Raw genomic sequence first — 18,691 nt, forward strand, 5'->3', positions numbered from 1 at the left:
ACGTCGGGCGTCAGCCGAACCGGAGCCGGTCGATGCCGACGAGCCGGTTGAAGATGAAATAGAACACGGCGGTGAAGATCACGAGATACGCGGACAGCGCACCGGCCAGCCCCCAGTTGAGCAGATCGTTGGTTTGCGACGCGATCAGCTGGCTGATCATCTCGTCGCCCGCACCGCCGAGCAGGGCCGGCGTGATGTAGTAGCCGAGCGCCAGCACGAACACGAGAAAGCATCCGGCGCCGATGCCCGGCAGCGTCTGGGGCACGTACACGCGAAAGAACGCGACGACCGGGTGAGCGCCGAGCGATTGCGCGGCGCGCATGTAGATCGGCGGCACGCTTTTCATCACCGAGTAAATCGCGAGAATCATGTACGGCAGCAGCACGTGCGTCATGCCGATCAGCACGCCGGCGCGGTTGAAGATCAACGGCAGCGGATGATCGACCACATGCAGCGCGAGCAGTACGCGGTTGACCACACCGCCCGGTTGCAGCAATACGTACCACGCGGTCGTGCGGACCAGCAGCGAGGTCCAGAACGGCACGATCACGAACAGCATCAGCAGGTTGCCCTGCCTGGCCGGCAGGTTGGCGAGCAGCCACGATACCGGGTACGCGAGCAGCAGGCACAGCAGCGTGACCGTGGCGCTGATCGACACCGTGCGCATGAACGCGGTGCGGTAGACCGCGCTGTTCGCAGGCACCGAATGGACGGCGCCATCGGGCGACACCTGCGCGTCGAGGCCGTTCAGCAAATAGTCCGGCGTCCATGGCGACGCCGCGCGTTTCAGCAGGCGCCAGGTTTCCGGCCGGTTCCAGCGATCGTCGGCGGCGAGCAGGACGGGCTTCCATGCGGTGACGGCATCCTGGGCACGCACCGTGCGTGCCGACTTCAGCAGCAGCGTGCGGAACTCGGGCTGATAGAAATTCGTCCGGCGCGCGACGTCGCCGAGCGTGCCGGCGTCGCCGGCGCTCTTCAGTCCGTTGGCGAGGGACGCGAACACCCGCTCGTCCGGCACGCCCTGACCGTTCCAGTGTCGCAGCGTCTGCGCGAACGACGGCATCGCGCCGGACAGTTCCGGATTGCGCACGCTGCGGGCCAGCAGCGAAGCAATCGGCGCGATGAACGTGGCGAGCAGGAACACGAGCAGGGGCAGCGTCAGCAGCAGCGCGCGTAACGCCGCCTTGCGCCGCGCCTGCCGGTATTTGACGGCGTGCCCGGCGGCGAGCGCGGGGCTTGCCGCCCTCATGGGAAACATTGGCGAATCGTTCATCGGAACTCCGGAGCGACGCGCCCGGAGCGGGGCGCGTCGCGTAAAACCGCTACGACGTCATGCAGACGCGCATTACTGGCCGAGCCATGTCTGGAAGCGCTTGGTCAGCGCATCGCCGCTGTCGGCCCAGAAGTTCGCATCGATCTGGATCGGTCGCTTGAAGTTGGCGGGCGCGGTCGGCAGGTCGGCAAGGCGTGCCTTGTCGATTAGCGGCAACGATGCCTTGCGCGGCGGCGCGTAGGCGATGTACTTCGACAGATCCGCGTATGCCTGCGGCTGCGCCGATGCGGCGATGAACCGCTTCGCGGTCGCGGCGTGCTTCGCCCCCTTCGGCACGCCCCACCATTCATAGTCGTATACCTGCGCGTCCCAGACGATCTTGAACGGCTTCTTGTCCTGGTGAACGGCGCTGTCGATGCGGCCGTTGTAGGCCTGCACCATCGTCACGGCACCGTCCGCGAGCAGCTGCGGCGCTTGCGCACCGGCTTCCCACCAGACGATGCTCGACTTGATCGTGTCGAGCTTCGCGAATGCGCGATCGACGCCGGCGGGGGTCGCGAGCACCTTGTAGACGTCCGCCGGGGCCACGCCGTCGGCGACCAGCGCCCATTCGAGCGTGACCTTCGGCGACTTTCTCAGGCCGCGCTTGCCCGGGAATTTCTTCAGGTCGAAGAAGTCCGCGATGCGTGTCGGTGCGGTCTTCAGCTTCGACGCGTCGTACGCATACACGGTCGACCACACCATCGCGGCCACCGAGCATTCGCGCAGCGCGCCCGGCAGGAAATCTGACGTGTTGCCGATGGTCTTGCTGTCCAGCTTCTCGAGCAAACCTTCGTCGCAGGCGTTGATCGCGTCGTTGGTCTCCATGTCGATCAGGTCCCACGTCGGGTTCTTCGCCTGTTCCATGGCCTGCAGCTTGGCCAGGCCGCCGTCGTACGACTCGGTCTGGAACTGGGTGCCGGTCTTCGCGGTGAACGGCTCGAACCACGCGTGGCGTGCGGCCGTTTCATAGGCGCCGCCGAACGTGACGACGGACAGCGTATCCGCCGCGCGAGCGGCAGGCAGCGCGGAAAAGGCGCCGAGTGCGACGACAGCCGCGATCGTGCGGCGCGGGGACGCGTAGCGAGGGTTTTGCATTATCAGGCTCCAGAGGCGATGGGCACGGCAACAGGCAGGGTGGGTAAACGAACGGCGGCGCTCGCGACGCGGGTGATGGCCGACGGCGACAGCACCTTGCAGTCGTCGTGTCGCCAGACGATCGTTGCGGCCGCACCGATCGGCGGCAGCGCGACGAGGCGCGTGTTGGAGACCTTGACGACCATCGTGTCGCCGCTGCCGAGTTGCAGCTGAACGCGATGATGATCGCCGCAATACACGATGTCGCGCACGGTCGCCGCGAGGGCGTTCGAGCCCGCCGGCACGTTCGCGGCTTCGGCCGCGCCGAGTACCTGCGCGCGCTCGGGGCGCAGCGCGAGCGTGGCGTCGTCGCCGGCCTCGATCTGGCTGCCGCGGCGACCGCGGATCGTGATGCCGTCGCGAAGCTGAAGCACGGCCCATTCGCCATCGAGCGCGCTGACGTGCCCGGCGAGACCGTTGTTCTCGCCGACGAAGTTCGCGACGAAGGCGTTCTGAGCGTTTTCGTACAGCTCGGTGGGTGTCGCGGCCTGCTGGATGCGTCCGTCCGAGAACACGGCGACGCGATTCGACATGGTCAGCGCTTCGTTCTGATCGTGCGTCACATAGACGATCGTGAGCGACAGATCGCGATGCAGCCGCATGATTTCGTATTGCATCGTTTCGCGCAGCCGTTTGTCGAGCGCGCCGAGCGGCTCGTCCATCAGCACCACGCGAGGTTCGAATACCAGTGCGCGGGCCAGCGCGACGCGCTGCTGCTGGCCGCCGGACAACTGGGCGGGGCGCCGCGACGCGAGATGCGACAGCTCCACCATGTCGAGCGCGCGCTGCACGCGCTGCTTGCGCGCTTCGCGACCGGTCTTGCGCACCGAGAGCGGAAACGCGACGTTCTCGGCGATCGTCAGGTGCGGGAACAGCGCGTAGTTCTGGAACACCATGCCGATGTCGCGCTGATGCGGCGGCTTGTCGTCGAGGCGGTGGCCGTCGAGCAGGATGGTGCCGTCCGTCGGGGTCTCGAAACCGGCGAGCATCATCAGCGTGGTGGTCTTGCCCGAGCCGGACGGTCCCAGCAGCGAGACGAATTCGCCCCGGGCGATGTCGAGATCGAGACCGTCGACAACCGCATGCCGGCCGTCGTAGGACTTGCTGACGCCGACGAACGAAATGTAGGGTTGGCTGGTCATCGTGAGCTTCAATGAGGTGACGTGGGTGGCGAATCGTTGGCGTGCGGCTTCAAATCGCGACGTGCGATGCCAGATAGCGCGCGAAGTCGTAGTTCGGCCGTTCCAGATGACTCAGATGACCGGGCTTCGCAAGCGGGGCATGCACGCCGCGGAACACCGCCTCGACGCCGCGCCGGTCTTCGAGATTGACTTCGTCGAGCAGCTTCTTCAGCGTCGCCATGTATTCGGCGGCCTTCGGGTCGTCGATGAATTCCGGCGACAGGCCGCCGCCGAAGCGGATATGCACGTGATCGACGCCCAGCGGCTGAAGCACCAGATACCAGAAATAGCCCGGCGTCAGCGTGACGAGATGAGTCGGGTAGATCGCGAGCAGCGCCGTCGTCTTGCGCCATTGACCTTGCAGGCGAGTGTTGTTCGGATGCGCATTGCCGATCGGCAGCGACGCCTCTTTCGTGATCCAGTGATAGTTGAATGCGGGCAGTCCGGGCGGGCACTCCATCTCGTCGAGCTTGGAGTGTGGGCCTACCGTCGCGCGATGCAGCATCGGCAGGTGATAGCTCTCCATGAAGTTTTCCGCGAGAATCTTCCAGTTGGTGTCCCACACGTGTTCTTCGTGGAAGGTTTCGACATACGACGCCATGTCGTAATCGGCGATCAGTTCGTCGAGTTCCTTCAACCGAGCGGCAACAGGCGACGCCTCCTGATTGAGCGTGACGTAAACCCAGCCCTGCCAGATCTCGCAGCGAACCTGCGGAAGCTTGTAGCTGTCCTTACAGAAACCGTCCTGCCTGTCCATCATCGGCGCGCCACGCAGCTCGCCGTCCAGAGAATAATTCCACGCGTGATAGGGGCAGACGATACGGCGCACGTTGCCGCGGCCCTCAAGCAGGGTAGACATGCGGTGCAGGCATACGTTCGACATTGCACGCAGGGTGCCGTCGTCGCGGCGGATCACGATGATCGGCTGGCCGGCGATCTCCGCTGTCAGGTAGTCGCCCGGATTCGGCAGCGCGCTCGCGCGGCCCATGCACAGCCATTCGTTGCGAAAGAGCGTCTGCCGTTCCCGTTCAAGAAACTCGGGCGACGTGTAGACGCCCGGCGGCATCGCGCGGGCGTCGCTGAAGTCGCGTTCGCAGTTGGTTTTCAGGTCGCGGACGATCACGTCGATAGACGGCGCTGCCGTAGGAATGAAACGCATCGTGCCTCCGGGAAACGTTCGAACCGATCACATTGGCGACCAATTTAACAAGTCCAATAAAGAGTCGAAATATTCTTTTCGGATGCAACAAGAAGATTTTTCCTATGCGGCCGGCGTTGCCTGGACGTGCACCTGAGGGATGTAGGTTTCGCAGAATTGCGCGAAGCGCGTGACGAGCTGGCGGGGTTTCATGCTGCGCGACATGGCGATGCCGAGGGTGATCGCGGTGACCTCGTCGCGAAACGGACGGACCGCGAAAGTCGCGCCATCGACGGTGCGGGTGGAACGAAGCGGGAAGTTCAGGATGCTGTAGCCAAGACCGTTGGCAACCATGCCGCGCACGACTTCCGGCTGCGACGAACGGAACGTCGGCGTCGGCCGTCGGCCCAGCGGGTCGAACAGTCCCGCGAAGTACTCGCGACTGTGCGGCAGGTCGAGCAGAACATACGGCTCGTTGAGCAGATCGGCGAGTGCGACCGTCTTGCCGCGCGTGAGCTTGTGTTCGAGCGGCAGGATTGCGTATGGCGGCAGCGTGACGAGCGGCGTGAACGAAATGTCTTCGGCGATATCGAGGCTGTAGGTGAGCGCCATGTCCAGCGTGCCGTTGCTCAGTGCCAACAGCAGGTCGTCCTGGTTGGCCTCCATCGTGCGGAAGCCGATACCGCCGTGCTCGGAAACGAAGCGGCTCATCAATGCCGGCATCAACGGGGGAGCCAGCGAGACGAGGCAGCCCAGCGCGATCGTGCCTGACATGCCCCCGTCCATCTCGCGTGCCATCGTCTGCAGTTCTTCCGCGTTTTTCAGCAGATTGCGCACCTGGCCGAGCAGGTCGCGGCCGGCCGGCGTCAACGACACGCCGCTCGCGCGATGGCGGATGAAGAGCTGGATGCCGAATGAAGATTCCAGTTCGCCGATCGAGGTGGAGATCGACGGCTGGGAAATGTGCAGTTGGCGCGCGGCGGCAGTAAACGACAGCGTTTCCGCCGTGACCACGAAGTAGCGCAACTGGCGCAACGAATAGCGCAACGCAATATTTTCCATGAAGCGTGGCTCGCACAAAGTATCGGGATCGGGCACGGCTCGCAACGCGAGGCGCGCTGCCATTTTGCATAGTCAAAAAGAGGATGATCGAAGATCTGCATCATTTTTTCCCATGCGCATTTGCGCGTGCGTCCCGAGGACGGCGTGGATGCTTCCGTACGTGCATCCTGCGCTCGAATGGATGAGCCGCACTGGTGCATGACGCGACAAAACCGTGCAGACAGTTCGTCCGGGCAATGAATTGGCAGACGATTGATTGCACGCGCGATACGCGTCGCCGCACCACGAAGCGGCGCGGAGACGATGCAAGACGGCGTGCATAAGGAAAAGCTTTTCGGTGGATCGGAAAACAATATTTCTGCCGATAAATTGGCCACGTAGATTGCATTGACGATGGATTCGCCCGGCGACGACCGGGAGGGCGTCAATCCGGTCATCCGGTCATCCGGTCAATTCCGATTCGAAGGAACACGTCAGATGAAACGATCCAAGTCCTGCACTTCACTGTTCATCGCATTGACCTTCGCGGCAGCCAGTGTGGCCGCGCATGCCGAGAGCCTGCTCGATCGCGTCAAGCAGCACGGCGAGCTGGTGGTGGGGACCGAAATGCAGTTCGCGCCGTTCGATTTCCTCGAGAACGGCCAGCAGGCGGGCTTCAACAAGGATCTGTTCGCGGCGGTGGGTCGGATCGTCGGCGTGAAGGTGCGCTTCATCGATCTGCCGTGGGAGAGCGTGCTGCCCGGGCTCGACGCGGGCAAGTACGACATGGTCGCGGGACCGCTGACCGTCACGAAGGCGCGCACGGAGCGCTATGCGTTCTCGTTGCCGGTCGCGGAGGCCACCGATGCGTTGCTCAAGCGAACCGGCGACGGCAGTCTCAAGACCTCTGCCGATATAGCGGGTAAAGTCGTCGGAGCAGGCAAGGGCAGCGCGCAGCTCGAACAGTTGAAAAGCTACGCGGCGACGCTGCCGAAGCCGCCGACGATCCGCGAATACGTCGATAACAACCAGGCGTATGCGGACCTCGCGACCGGGCGCATCGCCGCCGTCGCCAACTCGCTCACGAACATCGCGTATGTCGCGAAGCAGCGCCCGGCCGTATTCTCGGTGGTGCAGCCTGCGTTCGGCGCGAAAGTCTACTTCGCCTATGCGCTGCGCAAGGATGCGGACAGCGCGTCGCTGGCCAATGCGTTCAACGCGGCGCTCGTCACGTTGAACAAGAACGGCACGCTGGCGACACTGCAGCACAAGTGGCTCGGCGTCGCGACCGCACTGCCGACCGAGATGCCCACGCCGAACTACTGAGCGCCGCGTCCGGGCAACACGATCGAGCGCGACCGCCGACGAGCACCGCTACCGAGCAACCTGCCATGTTCAGCCTGAACACTTTCATCGACGGCCTGCCGTTGCTGTTCCATGCGGCGCTGATGACGCTCGAAGTGTCCGCGGCCGGGCTCGTGCTCGGCTTCTTCATCGGCCTCGCGATCTGCTGCGGGTGGCTTGCACCGCACGTTGCGATACGTGTCGCGGCGGGCGCGTATGTGCGGGCGTTTCGCGGGGTGCCGCTGCTCGTGCAACTGCTGCTCGTCTACTACTTCCTGCCGTTCGTGGGCGTCAACGTGCCGCCCGTGATGGCGGCCGTCAGCGCCGTGTCGCTGTGCTCGGCCGCATACATCGCCGAAATTCTCCGGGGCGGATTCGCGAATCTCCCGAAGGGGCAGCTCGAGGCGGCGACGATGCTCGGGCTCTCGGCGAAGGATCGCCTGTGGAGGATCCAGGTGCCGCAGGCCGTGCGGATGACGCTGCCGTCGCTGGTCAACGAAATGGTGCTGCTGATCAAGGCATCGTCGCTCGTCTCCGTGGTCGGCGTGGCGGAGATCACGCGAACCGCGCAGAACATCGCGGCCAGCACGTACCAGCCGCTCGAGGCTTATGTCGCGGCCGGGATGATCTATTTTCTGCTCTGCGGTTCGCTGGCGCTGATCGCGCATGGCGCGGAGCGGCGCCTGCGCGCCGCATGACGCATCAGTTGCTCGCCGGAGATCCTCATGCTGACTTTCCATCCCGATGTACTCGTGAACAACCTGCCGGAGATCGGCGCGGGTCTCGCGATGACCGTCGCGACCTGGATGGCGAGTACGCTCGCGGGGGCGGCGATCGGGTTCGGTGCGGCGCTTGCGCAGCAGGCGGGCGGCCGCTTCGTACGCGCGGCGATTCGTGTCTATGTCGAGCTGTTTCGCGGCACGCCGTTTCTCGTGCAGCTCTTTTTGCTGTACTACGGCGGCCCCGCATTCGGATTGACGCTCGATCCGCTGACGGCCGGCGTGGTCGGCCTTGCCCTCTACGCGGGCGCCTATTTCACCGAGGCATTTCGTTCCGGATTCCTGGCGGTGCCGAAAGGGCATGTCGAAGCGGCATCCTGTCTCGGCCTGAGCCGCTGGCAAACGACCTTTCGCGTGCAATTGCCGCAGATGATGGTGCTGATCCTGCCGGCGCTGACCAATCTGACCATCGTGCTGAGCAAGGAAACCGCGGTGCTGTCGATCGTCACCGTTCCGGAACTGACATTCGTGTTGACCGGTATCGGCTCGGCGAGCTTCGCGTTCGTCGAGACGTTGCTCGCGCTATCCGCGTGTTACCTGTTGCTCGTCGAAATGGCGACGTGGGCGGGTACGGCCGTCGAACGGCGCGTCGCGCGTCGGCTCGCATGACGCGGCTCACGTCGACGTTCAGGTCCGGCGTGCATGGCATGGCGGGTGCCATGCACGCCGGCATCGCCGCTCAATCGAAATACGTCAACCCCATCGCGCCCTTCACCTGCGCGAGCGTCGCCCCCGCCACTTCCCGTGCATGGAGCGTGCCGTGCTTCAGGATCGCCATCACTTCGGCCTTGTCGGCCTCGAACTCGCGACGGCGCGCGCGGATCGGCTCGATCAGCGCCTGCAGCCGCTCGTTCAGCACGCGCTTGACGACGCTGTCGCCGAGGCCGCCGCGGCGATAGTGCGCCTTTAGCTCGTCGACCTTCGCCACGTCCGGCTCGAACGCATCGAGGAACGTGAACACGACGTTGCCTTCGACCTGGCCCGGGTCGCTCACGCGCAGGTGGCTCGGGTCGGTGTACATGTCCTTCACGGCCTGCGCGATCTCGTCCGGCGTCGAGCCGAGCGTGATCGCGTTGCCGAGCGACTTGCTCATCTTCGCCTTGCCGTCGATGCCCGGCAGCCGCGTGACCGCCGACAGCACGGCCTCGCATTCGACCAGCACCGGCTGCTCGACGGTCGCGTTGAAGCGGCGCACGAGTTCGTTGGTCTGTTCGATCATCGGCAACTGATCGTCGCCGACCGGCACGTGGGTCGCCTTGAACGCGGTGATGTCGGCCGCCTGGCTCACCGGGTAGGTCAGGAAGCCGGCGGGGATGTCGCGCTCGAACCCGCGCAGGCGAATTTCTTCCTTGATGGTCGGATTGCGTTCGAGGCGCGCGACCGTGACGAGGTTGAGCAGGTATTGCGACAACTCGGCAAGCTCGGGCACCTGCGACTGCACGACGATCGTCGAGATCGCCGGATCGATGCCGACGGCGAGGTAGTCGAGCGCGACTTCGATCACGTTCTCGGTGACGCGCTGGCGGCGGCCCATGTTGTCGGTCAGCGCCTGCGTATCGGCGAGCAGCAGGAACTGCGTCGCCTCGTGCTGCATCTGCACGCGTGCGCGCAACGAGCCGATGTAATGGCCGAGATGCAGCGGGCCGGTGGTGCGGTCGCCGGTGAGGATGGTCGGGCGGGTGGGTTGCGTCATGGTCGTGGTTGGCTCCGGGTTGTCGAGGCCGCCAGCGATGACGTCAGCGCAGAAACGCAAATGCCGCCATGGCTGGCGGCATCACGTTCGGGACATGCAAAAGGAAACGGGCCGCCTGGGTCAGGCGCGCCACCAGCAATGCACGATCGGCGAGGCGGGTTGGGTTTCCATCGCGGCAGTATAGCGTAGTGCGCGGGCAGACGTGTGCGTCAGCGGATCACCGATTCCATCGCGAGGTAGGCGGTTTCGGCGGACGGCCACAGCAGGTACAGCAGGCCGGCCATCAGCAGCCATGCACCGGCGCGTACGAGCGGCGTGCGGTCCTTGTCGCGTGAGGGGCGGATGGGTTGCTTCAATTTCTTCATGCTTGCAGGCGCGGGTGCGCCACTCCAACGGTTACTGCAACGGATCGCGCGGGGCGAGGCCGGGGTATGACGGGTTTTACGGGGATAGGGTACTGTTCGCCCGGGTTGTCCGAGCCGAGCGCGAAGTTTACCAGTCGCGGGCCTTCGAAAAAGGGGGCAGTTCGTGGTCGATGCCGGCTGCCCGCGTCGGGGCGACCGGCATCCTACCAGTTCGATGGGCCGGACACAGTCAAAAAGTGTCGGGAATGGGCGCGACCGGTGCGCCGCCAGCGGCCGACTTCACATCCCCGTCCCACGGTTCGTCCTTGCAACGGTCCTGCCGAAATTTCCGGCAAGGCCGTTGCACATCCCATTCCAGGAGAACACCATGCGATATCCATTGCTGCACGCCGACCGGCGCACCGTGGCGCGGCGTCCATCCGAACCCGAACCGCACATACCCGTGCCGCGGGTGAACCTTGAGGAGGTGTAAGCCATGAGCAACGAAGCACTCGACCCGCTGCTGCGGCAACTTGCGGAGAAGCGACTGGGGCGGCCTCTCGAGCCGGCCGAAGAACAGGTGCTGCTGGAGCAGATGCCGAGCCGGCACGGGAACCCGCCGGCCCCCGCCGCCGGCCCGGCCGCGCAGGCGAGCGCCGCGAAGCCGCCCTTGCCGCAGTTCAAGACCCGGCAAGAGGCGCGCGAACAGGTCAAGCATTTTCTGCAGCTCAACCAGCAAAAGGCGTACGAGAAGATGCGCGGCATCCTGCAGACGATCGACACGCAGAACGAGACGACCCTCGGCATGCTCGCGTCGGAACAGCGGAAAGTATCGGGCGTACTCGACGCGCACGAGCCGGCCGGCGACGCGCAGGCATCCGACGCGGCCGGGATCCAGGACAGCACCCGCGAGGCGCTGACGATGATCGGCGAACAGTTGACGGGCCTGATCCGTCAGGAAATCGAAGCATGCTTCCGGCAATACGGCGATGCGCTCGCGGAACGGCTTGCCGAAGCGCTCGCCGTCAAACTCGACGCGATGGAGGACCGGTTGCGGCGCATCGGCGCCAGCCCGGCCGAACCGTCCGAACCCACCGCTGCCGTTCACGAGACGCCCGGCGCAGCGTCCATGGAGTAGCACGCGGGTCATGCGGCCGAACGCGAAACTGGCCGGCCCCGATGTGCGACCTCTCAACTACGTGAACCAAGGAGCAACAAATGGCTGATACGTGTCAAGTGTGCCAGGTCAATCCCGCGATTACCGATGCGGTCACACAGGTCAACGTCAAGGTGGTCGCGGAAGCGCCGGCAATGGCGATGGGCTCGCTGTACCAGGCCCAGAGCCATTCGCTCAGCATCCTGTTCGAGAACGCGGTGCAGCAGCAGTCGCAGGCCGCGATCCAGTCGCAAACGTCGACGAACGTGGGGACGATGCAGCTCTACACGATCGGACCGGAAAGCGCGGGCGCGGCCGCCACGGAAATCGGCGCGAACGGGATCATTTCCATTCTGGCCGACGTGATCGCGATCGGGAAGGCCGTGACCAAGCAGTAAGGCGTCGTCGCGGCGCCGTGGCCGAGCGGCGGCGCAAGCGGCACGCGCCGCCGATACCGCCGCCGTGCCGCGGATTCGCAGCATGACCGCCGGCGCCCGACCAGCGGCGCCGCGCGGTGTTCCGGAGCAAACGACGGAGCGGGCAGAGCCGATTCGATGCGGTGCCCGTTCCCGAACCAGGAGAAATACGATGGCAAACGACGTCAACGATCCGCTTGACACGAAGGATCCGAAGGCCCCCTGCAAGACCTGCGCGGTGAACGCCGCGATCACCGACGCGGTCACGCAGACCAACGTCAAGGTGGTGGGCGAAGCGCCGGCGATGGCAACGGGCTCGCTGTACCAGGCCCAGAGCCATTCGCTCAGCGTGCTGTTCGAGAACGCCGTGCAGCAGCAGTCGCAGTCCGCGGTGCAACTGCCGACCTCGACGAACGTCGGCACGATGCAGCTGTACACGCTCGGGCCGGCGAGCGCTGGCGCCGCCGCGACGGAAATCGGCTCGAACGGCGTGCTGTCCGTGCTGGCTGACGTGCTGGCGCTCGGCAAGGCGCTGGCCGCGTAACCCGGCGTCGGGGGCCGGGGGGCGGCCCCGAACCCGGTGGCTGTCGCCCGGCGCCCGACGTCGTGTCGGCGCCCGTGACGGCGGACGTCCTGCCGCGTCTCGACGGCGCCGACCGACCCACTCATGCTTTCGCCGCGGCCGCGCCGCAGCGGCGATCCCATCAGGAGCAACGACATGCCGGAACAGGTTTCCCCTGCGATGACCGATGCAGTCACGCAAGCCAACGTCAAGGTGGTAGGCGAAGCGCCCGCCGTGGCCTTGGGCACGCTCATGCAATCGAACAGCCACGCGTCCGCGATCCTGCTTCACAACGCGGTGCAGATGCAGGCGAACCAGGCGGCGTCCAACCTCGCCGCCACGACCGTCGGCATCATGCAGCTCTATGCGAGCTCGCCGGCGGCACAGGCCAGCGCGGCGCGGGCGGCGAACGACAGCTTCGTCTCGCAACTGGCCGCCGTCGCGCAGTTGATGAACGCCATCGGCCACGGGCGCGGCTGACCTTCACCGCGCGCCGCGCAACGCGGCGCGCGCAACCTGCCGGCACGGCGGCGCCGCATCACGCGCACGCTTGCCGGGGCGTCAATTGGCGTCGACGATGGTCCGGAGCTGCTCCGGTTTCCGAATCGTCACGCCGTGTTCGTGGAGCCGGATCAGGCCGTCGCGCTGCATCTTCTGCAGGCTGCTGTTCAGTCGCGGCCGGCTGACGTTGAGCATCGCGGCGAGAATGCTCTGGCTTTCCGGCAGCGGCACCTCGAGATCGTTCCCTTGCATGCGGTTCAGCAAATGGCGCGCGAGTCGTGCTTCGAGCCGGTACAGGCACGCCGACTCGACGAAGTCGCTCAGCTGATGAATGTGCCGGCACAACTGCTCGTGGATGCGCGCCATGAATTCCGCGTTGGCCTGCAGCGGCGCGAAGTGCTGGCGATGCAGCAGCGAAATGCGGCAGTCGGCGCTCAACTGCGCGGTGAAGCTGCGCCGGTGCGCGAGAATCAGCGTGTTTTCGCCGATGAGCTCGCCCGGCATCGAGTGGCCGAGAATGATCTCGCGTCCGCCGGGCTCGTGCAGCGTCTTGTAGACGCGGCCGCGGTGCACGAACGCGACGAAATCTCCCGGGTCGCCCTTGAAGAACAACAGGCGATTGCCGTGTTCGGGCCAGGGCGTGACATGCCGCTCGACGTGGGCGAGCAGGCTTTCCGGCAGATCGGCGAGTATCGGTATATTGCGCAGCGTTTGAGCGTTAGCAAGGGCAGGCATGTTTTCCGCGCGAGGTTGTTGGACGATGCAGCCACCTAGCGAAAAACGCTGCTTTCGGCATTGCGTGAAAAATGAATAATGAAAGTATCGAAATAATCGACGGGCGGTACGGACAAGGCGGCACTTTGGCAGCCAGTGCGTGTGATCGACCGACATTGAAAGCAGCAGGCCGGCGCACGGACGCATCGCGGCGGCAATCGTTCTTTTTCATCGCCATGCCGTTATTCGGTCAGGCCCGGCGGTGCACCTGAAACGACGGATCGGGTTATGCCGGTGAATTTGAATTTCCATTCATAATAATCAAGAAAATTTACCGAAACCGATTATCGTTATATCGGTGTTACACGGGTAACAGCGCCATTCCCGGCATCGAATCGATTCTGTGTTTTCCATAAAAAAGGAAGACACGGGATGACGACCTCGAACCAGCACGCTGCCCCGACGCCTGAATCTCCGGCGCAGCAGCTCGACCGCACGTGGCGGGAAATGCAGGGGAAATTGCGGCGCCGCGCGCGCCTGTTGTGCAAGGGCGATATTCACCGCGCCGACGAACTGCTTTCCGATACCGCGCTCAAGGTCCACATTTACCTGCAGCGCTCGCCCGAGCGCGTTCGCAATCTGACGGGTTTTCTCTTTCTCGCGCTGAATCACGCGTTCCTCGATGGCGCGCGCCGCCGCCTGCGCGAAAGCGGCATGCTCGAATTCGATCCGGCCTGGGACGACGATCACGCGGTCGAGCTGGCCGGCCACGCGCCGTCGGTCGAGCAGCAACTGCTGCTGCGGCAACAACTGCTGCGTCTCGAGCAGGCGCTGTCGGTGCTCTCCCCGCAGCAGCAGATGCTGTTCACGCTGAAGTTCGAGGAGGACCGGCCGTATTTCCACATCGCCGCGACGCTCGGGATCAACGAGCCGCTGGCCAGAAAGCGCGTCGAACTGCTGCGCAAGAAGTTGCGCGAGGAACTCGCGTGAGCGCGTTCACGAATGCCGGCATGCAGCGTTCCTAACGGCATGCGCGGCGTCGATGGCCTGCCGGCCCGCCGTTTTCCTTCAATCGCATGCCGGAGCCGAGATCCGAGGAGGCCTCGTGGCAGACAAAGTCAATGAGCAGATTACCGATGCGCTGACGCAGACCAACGTCAACGTCGTCGCGGGATCGCCGGCCCAGGCGTTGGGCATGCTTTACCAGATGTTCAGCCAGGCCGTCGGCATCTCGGCGCAGAACATGACACAGCAGCAGGCGGCGTTGAACCAGATTTCGAACGCCGTCGTGTCGAAGGCCGTGGCCATGATCCTGTCCGTCGAGGCATCGCCGAAGCCGGCATCGGGCGGTGCGTCGCTGCCCGCGGCGGGCGGCTCGCCGACGGGTTCCACGCATTAGAACGCGACGACTATCGGGATACCTGAATCATGAACATGAAAGGTCTTTTGGGCGGACGCGGAGAAGGCGCGACGCAAGCGCCGGATGACGCCGTGGACGCCGCGGCCGAAGCAACGGCGCCGGCCGAGGTCGCGCCGCACGACGCGACGCCGACACCCGGCAAGCGCGCGTGGCCGGTCAACCGGCTGCGCAGGTTCACCGATGCGCTGAAGGCGCCGGACCAGATCGCGGGGGCGACCGGGGCCGCCCCGTCGGCGCTGAAGACCGTGCAGGCGATCAACGCGGAGGCGGCGTCCTACGCGACCACGCAGATCGCCGTCGGCCCGAACATGATGATCACGCAGGCCGGCGGCATGGTCGCGCAGGCTGCGGCCAACTACTTCGAGGCGTCGACGTCGCTGGCGATCGCGGGCAAGAGCGTGCTGATGAAGGACCTCGCGCAGAAGACCATCGACGAGGACGTGAAAGGCATGGCGATGGATGCGGTGGGCCTGCTGTTGACGGATCTGTTCGTCGCGACCGCGGCGGTCGTCGCGGGCGCCGCGGAAGCGATCGAAGGGGAGGCCGCGAGCGTCGCGCTCGACCGGATCGACGAGAGCCTGCAGAAGTATCAGGCGCTGCTGGACAAGAAGGGTACGTAGGGCACGTGGAGCACGCAGCGCGCGGCGTCGATACGAACGTCGCGGGCAATCAGGCCTCGAGAACCAGCGGGGCATGCGCGTGCCGCGCGTGCGGCAGGCGAAGCAGTCTCAATCGACACGACCCGCCGGGCCGGCAGGCCCGATGCGGGATGTGAGCGGCGGGCGCGACGCACGTTCCGGGTTGAACGTGTCGCGGCCTGCTATCGGCAGTGCTGTCCAATCATGTGAGGAACCCATGTCCTACATCATTCAGAACGTACACGGTGTCGCGCCGCTGGGGGTTGGCGAGCGCAAATGGGGCGATGCGACGGAAATCGATTTCGGCGCGATGACGAGCTGCATCGCGCTCGTCGAGCAGACGCCGGGCCAGCCGACGTTGGTGCGCGGCATCCATCTGTCGATCGTCGGCGACGGCGGCACGAAGGTCTACGATACGGCGGCGGATGTCGCCGGGCAGGTCGAGACGATCATGCAGCAAAGCGGCGACATGCGTGCGTGCCTCGGGCGCATCGACGTCTGGCAGGCCAACGTGTCGCAAGAGGTGCAGGATTTCTTCGCCGCGCTGATGATGAGCCTCGACATGACCAACTGGGTGCAGGTGCCGGACGGCAACCTGCGGGTGCGGCTCCACGGCGGCGTGATGCAGTATCAGAAGGGCACCGACGCGTGGGCCGACGTGTAGCCGGCACGATTCGTCGAAACCGGTGCCCGCGATGCGCGCGGGCGCCGGTGACGGCGCCGTCCCGGCTTTGGCGCGTCAACACCAGCCAACAACCGCATTTCGCGCCGCTCAGCCTGTCAGCCGACTGTCTCCCTTGCCGCTCACGCGACGACACGAACGCTGCGTGAGCGGCATTTCAGAAGGAGACAGCCGCGGCAGTCGCAACGCCCTCGATCGATCCGCTCGCCGTCGGCGCCGGGCAGGCCGGCGTGACGATGAGCGAGCCGCCGGGCAGAGGCTGCGCGTGCCGCGGCATCAGACGACCGCCGAGCGGGCGACGCGCACCGGCACCGACTTGTACGACGGCGTGCCGCTTTCCTTGTCGATGTAGTCGAGCGGCACGAGCACGTTTGCTTCCGGATAGTACGCACCGACCGAGCCCGGCGCGATGTCGTACTCGATCGCGGTGATCTTCTCGAGGCGCAGCGTGCGGCCCGACGCGGTGACCGTCTCGATGTCGACGAGGTCGCCGTGTTCGAGCCCGTACTTCTCGAGATCGGCCGCGTTCATGAACAGCACGTCGCGCCGGCCGAACACGCCGCGATAGCGATCGTCGAGCCCGTAGATCGTCGTGTTGTACTGATCGTGGCTGCGCAGCGTGATCAGCCGCAGCACCTGTTCCGCGCCGAGCACGTCCGCGTCCTCCTTCACACCCTTGTAGACCGAGAACATCGCCTTGCCGGTCGGCGTCGGCCATACGCGCTCGGTGGGCGGCAGCGGCAGGCGGAAGCCGCCCGGCGTGCGAATCCGCTCGTTGAACGCGTCGAAGCCGGCCACCGTCTTGTCGATCAGGTCGCGGATGCGGTCGTAGTCCGCAATCAGATCGAGCCACGCGACCTTGCTGTGCGGCAGCGTCGCATGCGCGATGCCGGCGACGATCGCGGGCTCCGAACGCAACTGGTCCGACGCCGGCTTGAGCTTGCCGGCCGACGCATGAACCATCGACATCGAATCCTCGACGGTGATCGATTGCCGGCCGGTGGCCTGCATGTCGAGCTCGGTGCGGCCGAGCACCGGCAGGATGAAGGTTTCCTTGCCGACCAGCAGGTGCGAACGGTTCAGCTTCGTGCCGAGATGCACGCTCAGGTCGAGCTTGGCCATCGCCGGGAACGACAGCTCGGGATCGGGCAGCGCGACCGCGAAGTTGCCGCCGAGGCACAGCAGCGCCTTCGCGGTGCCGTCGATCATCGCCTGCATCGCCTGCACCGCGTCGTGCCCATGCTTCGAAGGCGGCGTGAAGCCGCACACGTCCTCGATCTTCTTCAGGAATTCGGCCGACGGCTTCTCGGTGATGCCGACCGTGCGGTTGCCCTGCACGTTCGAATGGCCGCGCAGCGGGCATACGCCGGCGCCGGGCTTGCCGATGTTGCCGCGCATCAGCAGCAGGTCGGCGATCAGCCGCACGGTGGCCGTGCCCTTGTTGTGCTGCGTGACGCCCATCCCGTACGTGACGATCGTCGCGTTCGACTTCGCGTACGCGAGCGCGACCTCTTCGAGCTGCGCCTGGCTGAGGCCGCTCGCGCGCTCGATGTCGTCCCACGAGGTGGCTTCGAGATCGGCCGAGAACGCGTCGAAGCCGTCGGTGTGCTGCGCGATGAAATCGCGGTCGAGCACGTCGCCGCGCTCGGCTTCGAGCTTGAGCAGCGCCTTCATGATGCCCTTCAGCGCGGCCGCGTCGCCGCCCGCGTCGACCTGGTAGTACGTCGACGCAATGCGCGTCGAGCCGAACGACGCCATCTCGATCATGTCTTGCGGATCGGCGAAGCGTTCGAGCGCGCGTTCGCGCAGCGGGTTGAACACGATGATCGGCACGTTGCGGCGCGAACACTCGTGCAGCGTGCCCATCATCCGCGGATGGTTCGTGCCGGGGTTGTGGCCGATCGAGATGATCAGCTCGCAGTGGTCGAAATCCTCGAGCGACACGGTGCCCTTGCCGATGCCGATCGATTGCGGCAGGCCGACGCTGGTCGGCTCGTGGCACATGTTCGAGCAGTCGGGGAAGTTGTTGGTGCCGAGCTCGCGCGCGAACAGCTGATACAGGTACGCGGCTTCGTTCGACGCGCGGCCCGACGTGTAGAACTCGACCTGCTCGGGCGGCAGCGCGCGCAGCACTTCGCCGATGCGCGCGAACGCGTCGTCCCATTCGATCGCGCGGAACGTGTCGGTCGTGCGGTCGTAGACGAGCGGATGCGTGAGCCGGCCCATGTTCTCCAGCTCGTAGTCCGACATGCGCAGCAGCGACGACACGGTGTTCGCCGCGAAGAACTCGGGTGTCACGCGCTTGGTCGTCGCTTCCCACGTGACGGCCTTTGCGCCGTTCTCGCAGAACTGGAACGTCGACTTGTGTTCCTTGTCCGGCCACGCGCAGCCGGGGCAGTCGAAGCCGTCGGGCTGGTTGGTCCGCATCAGCACGATCGGCGCCTCGATGGTTTCCATCTGCGAGCGCACCGCATCGGCGGTCGCGCGAAGCGCGCCCCAACCGCCGGCGGGCCCGTCGTATTTCCTGATGCCTGGCACTTCGCGTCGATTTGTCATGTGAATCTCCAATAGCCGGGCCCGATGCGGGTGGCTCGGTTGCGCCGTGTCGCGGCGTGGGGCGGCTCCGTCCGCGG

General features: G+C 65.4%; 20 protein-coding genes. 11 read left to right on the top strand and 9 right to left on the bottom strand.

Features of this window, described 5'->3' with window-relative positions; genetic code table 11:
* Positions 1-10: 10 nt before the first annotated feature.
* The 5 genes from AC3IFE_RS05470 to AC3IFE_RS05490 form a co-directional block, all read right to left on the bottom strand.
* The gene (locus AC3IFE_RS05470) at positions 11-1,249 is read right to left on the bottom strand and encodes an ABC transporter permease (RefSeq protein ID WP_489189893.1); all 1,239 of its coding nucleotides are present in this window, start codon (positions 1,247-1,249) and stop codon (positions 11-13) included.
* 96 nt (positions 1,250-1,345) lie between these two features.
* Positions 1,346-2,410, bottom strand: a complete 1,065-nt coding sequence (locus AC3IFE_RS05475; RefSeq protein WP_301736840.1) for an ABC transporter substrate-binding protein — start codon at positions 2,408-2,410, stop codon at positions 1,346-1,348.
* A 2-nt stretch (positions 2,411-2,412) separates the two neighbouring features.
* On the bottom strand, positions 2,413-3,591 hold the full coding sequence (locus AC3IFE_RS05480; protein ID WP_489189820.1) for an ABC transporter ATP-binding protein: 1,179 nt from the start codon (positions 3,589-3,591) through the stop codon (positions 2,413-2,415).
* 49 nt (positions 3,592-3,640) lie between these two features.
* Positions 3,641-4,789: an SRPBCC family protein gene (locus tag AC3IFE_RS05485; protein ID WP_489189821.1), complete on the bottom strand. Its 1,149-nt coding sequence runs from the start codon at positions 4,787-4,789 to the stop codon at positions 3,641-3,643.
* 102 nt (positions 4,790-4,891) lie between these two features.
* On the bottom strand, positions 4,892-5,830 hold the full coding sequence (locus AC3IFE_RS05490; protein ID WP_489189894.1) for a LysR family transcriptional regulator: 939 nt from the start codon (positions 5,828-5,830) through the stop codon (positions 4,892-4,894).
* Between the two features lie 477 nt (positions 5,831-6,307).
* Here AC3IFE_RS05490 and AC3IFE_RS05495 point away from each other — a divergent pair, with 477 nt between their 5' ends.
* From AC3IFE_RS05495 to AC3IFE_RS05505, 3 genes are all read left to right on the top strand, one after another.
* On the top strand, positions 6,308-7,135 hold the full coding sequence (locus tag AC3IFE_RS05495) for a transporter substrate-binding domain-containing protein (RefSeq protein WP_489189822.1): 828 nt from the start codon (positions 6,308-6,310) through the stop codon (positions 7,133-7,135).
* 65 nt (positions 7,136-7,200) lie between these two features.
* Positions 7,201-7,851, top strand: coding sequence for an amino acid ABC transporter permease (locus tag AC3IFE_RS05500; protein WP_489189823.1), 651 nt, complete (start codon positions 7,201-7,203; stop codon positions 7,849-7,851).
* A gap of 27 nt (positions 7,852-7,878) precedes the next feature.
* On the top strand, positions 7,879-8,541 hold the full coding sequence (locus tag AC3IFE_RS05505) for an amino acid ABC transporter permease (protein WP_089471165.1): 663 nt from the start codon (positions 7,879-7,881) through the stop codon (positions 8,539-8,541).
* Positions 8,542-8,611: 70 nt separating this feature from the next.
* Here AC3IFE_RS05505 and trpS read toward each other — a convergent pair whose 3' ends face one another.
* Together trpS and AC3IFE_RS05515 are read right to left on the bottom strand one after the other, a co-directional pair.
* Positions 8,612-9,625, bottom strand: coding sequence for a tryptophan--tRNA ligase (gene trpS, locus AC3IFE_RS05510; protein WP_489189824.1), 1,014 nt, complete (start codon positions 9,623-9,625; stop codon positions 8,612-8,614).
* 209 nt (positions 9,626-9,834) lie between these two features.
* Positions 9,835-9,990: a hypothetical protein gene (locus AC3IFE_RS05515; protein WP_489189825.1), complete on the bottom strand. Its 156-nt coding sequence runs from the start codon at positions 9,988-9,990 to the stop codon at positions 9,835-9,837.
* A gap of 475 nt (positions 9,991-10,465) precedes the next feature.
* Between AC3IFE_RS05515 and AC3IFE_RS05520 the strand changes: the two genes are divergently transcribed.
* The 4 genes from AC3IFE_RS05520 (at position 10,466) to AC3IFE_RS05535 (ending at position 12,583) form a co-directional block, all read left to right on the top strand.
* Positions 10,466-11,107: a hypothetical protein gene (locus AC3IFE_RS05520; RefSeq protein ID WP_489189826.1), complete on the top strand. Its 642-nt coding sequence runs from the start codon at positions 10,466-10,468 to the stop codon at positions 11,105-11,107.
* Positions 11,108-11,187: 80 nt separating this feature from the next.
* Entirely contained in the window at positions 11,188-11,523 is a 336-nt protein-coding gene (locus AC3IFE_RS05525) for a RebB family R body protein (protein ID WP_034209306.1), read from the top strand.
* Positions 11,524-11,713: 190 nt separating this feature from the next.
* Positions 11,714-12,085 (top strand): RebB family R body protein, encoded by a 372-nt coding sequence (locus tag AC3IFE_RS05530; RefSeq protein WP_301736848.1) that lies wholly within the window; start codon positions 11,714-11,716, stop codon positions 12,083-12,085.
* Between the two features lie 174 nt (positions 12,086-12,259).
* Positions 12,260-12,583: a RebB family R body protein gene (locus AC3IFE_RS05535; protein WP_489189827.1), complete on the top strand. Its 324-nt coding sequence runs from the start codon at positions 12,260-12,262 to the stop codon at positions 12,581-12,583.
* A gap of 81 nt (positions 12,584-12,664) precedes the next feature.
* Here AC3IFE_RS05535 and AC3IFE_RS05540 read toward each other — a convergent pair whose 3' ends face one another.
* Positions 12,665-13,339, bottom strand: coding sequence for a Crp/Fnr family transcriptional regulator (locus AC3IFE_RS05540; protein WP_089471169.1), 675 nt, complete (start codon positions 13,337-13,339; stop codon positions 12,665-12,667).
* Positions 13,340-13,750: 411 nt separating this feature from the next.
* Here AC3IFE_RS05540 and AC3IFE_RS05545 point away from each other — a divergent pair, with 411 nt between their 5' ends.
* From AC3IFE_RS05545 to AC3IFE_RS05560, 4 genes are all read left to right on the top strand, one after another.
* Positions 13,751-14,308 (top strand): RNA polymerase sigma factor, encoded by a 558-nt coding sequence (locus AC3IFE_RS05545; protein WP_089471170.1) that lies wholly within the window; start codon positions 13,751-13,753, stop codon positions 14,306-14,308.
* A gap of 115 nt (positions 14,309-14,423) precedes the next feature.
* A complete protein-coding gene (locus AC3IFE_RS05550; RefSeq protein WP_050014033.1) occupies positions 14,424-14,717 on the top strand; it encodes a RebB family R body protein in 294 nt (97 codons plus the stop codon).
* A gap of 92 nt (positions 14,718-14,809) precedes the next feature.
* Positions 14,810-15,358, top strand: a complete 549-nt coding sequence (locus AC3IFE_RS05555; protein ID WP_489189828.1) for a hypothetical protein — start codon at positions 14,810-14,812, stop codon at positions 15,356-15,358.
* Positions 15,359-15,593: 235 nt separating this feature from the next.
* The gene (locus AC3IFE_RS05560; protein ID WP_089471172.1) at positions 15,594-16,040 is read left to right on the top strand and encodes a hypothetical protein; all 447 of its coding nucleotides are present in this window, start codon (positions 15,594-15,596) and stop codon (positions 16,038-16,040) included.
* A 294-nt stretch (positions 16,041-16,334) separates the two neighbouring features.
* Here the strand turns inward: AC3IFE_RS05560 and AC3IFE_RS05565 are convergent, their stop codons facing one another.
* A complete protein-coding gene (locus AC3IFE_RS05565) occupies positions 16,335-18,614 on the bottom strand; it encodes an FdhF/YdeP family oxidoreductase (protein WP_089471173.1) in 2,280 nt (759 codons plus the stop codon).
* Between the last annotated feature and the right edge of the window lie 77 nt (positions 18,615-18,691).

This window comes from Burkholderia sp. APQ4-4ca (assembly GCF_057837105.1).

Coding starts and splice junctions, on each gene's coding strand:
- AC3IFE_RS05470 (WP_489189893.1), bottom strand. CDS start 1,249: ATGAGGGCGGCAAGCCCCGCGCTCGCCGCCGGGCACGCCGTCAAATAC.
- AC3IFE_RS05475 (WP_301736840.1), bottom strand. CDS start 2,410: ATGCAAAACCCTCGCTACGCGTCCCCGCGCCGCACGATCGCGGCTGTC.
- AC3IFE_RS05480 (WP_489189820.1), bottom strand. CDS start 3,591: ATGACCAGCCAACCCTACATTTCGTTCGTCGGCGTCAGCAAGTCCTAC.
- AC3IFE_RS05485 (WP_489189821.1), bottom strand. CDS start 4,789: ATGCGTTTCATTCCTACGGCAGCGCCGTCTATCGACGTGATCGTCCGC.
- AC3IFE_RS05490 (WP_489189894.1), bottom strand. CDS start 5,830: ATGGAAAATATTGCGTTGCGCTATTCGTTGCGCCAGTTGCGCTACTTC.
- AC3IFE_RS05495 (WP_489189822.1), top strand. CDS start 6,308: ATGAAACGATCCAAGTCCTGCACTTCACTGTTCATCGCATTGACCTTC.
- AC3IFE_RS05500 (WP_489189823.1), top strand. CDS start 7,201: ATGTTCAGCCTGAACACTTTCATCGACGGCCTGCCGTTGCTGTTCCAT.
- AC3IFE_RS05505 (WP_089471165.1), top strand. CDS start 7,879: ATGCTGACTTTCCATCCCGATGTACTCGTGAACAACCTGCCGGAGATC.
- trpS (WP_489189824.1), bottom strand. CDS start 9,625: ATGACGCAACCCACCCGCCCGACCATCCTCACCGGCGACCGCACCACC.
- AC3IFE_RS05515 (WP_489189825.1), bottom strand. CDS start 9,990: ATGAAGAAATTGAAGCAACCCATCCGCCCCTCACGCGACAAGGACCGC.
- AC3IFE_RS05520 (WP_489189826.1), top strand. CDS start 10,466: ATGAGCAACGAAGCACTCGACCCGCTGCTGCGGCAACTTGCGGAGAAG.
- AC3IFE_RS05525 (WP_034209306.1), top strand. CDS start 11,188: ATGGCTGATACGTGTCAAGTGTGCCAGGTCAATCCCGCGATTACCGAT.
- AC3IFE_RS05530 (WP_301736848.1), top strand. CDS start 11,714: ATGGCAAACGACGTCAACGATCCGCTTGACACGAAGGATCCGAAGGCC.
- AC3IFE_RS05535 (WP_489189827.1), top strand. CDS start 12,260: ATGCCGGAACAGGTTTCCCCTGCGATGACCGATGCAGTCACGCAAGCC.
- AC3IFE_RS05540 (WP_089471169.1), bottom strand. CDS start 13,339: ATGCCTGCCCTTGCTAACGCTCAAACGCTGCGCAATATACCGATACTC.
- AC3IFE_RS05545 (WP_089471170.1), top strand. CDS start 13,751: ATGACGACCTCGAACCAGCACGCTGCCCCGACGCCTGAATCTCCGGCG.
- AC3IFE_RS05560 (WP_089471172.1), top strand. CDS start 15,594: ATGTCCTACATCATTCAGAACGTACACGGTGTCGCGCCGCTGGGGGTT.
- AC3IFE_RS05565 (WP_089471173.1), bottom strand. CDS start 18,614: ATGACAAATCGACGCGAAGTGCCAGGCATCAGGAAATACGACGGGCCC.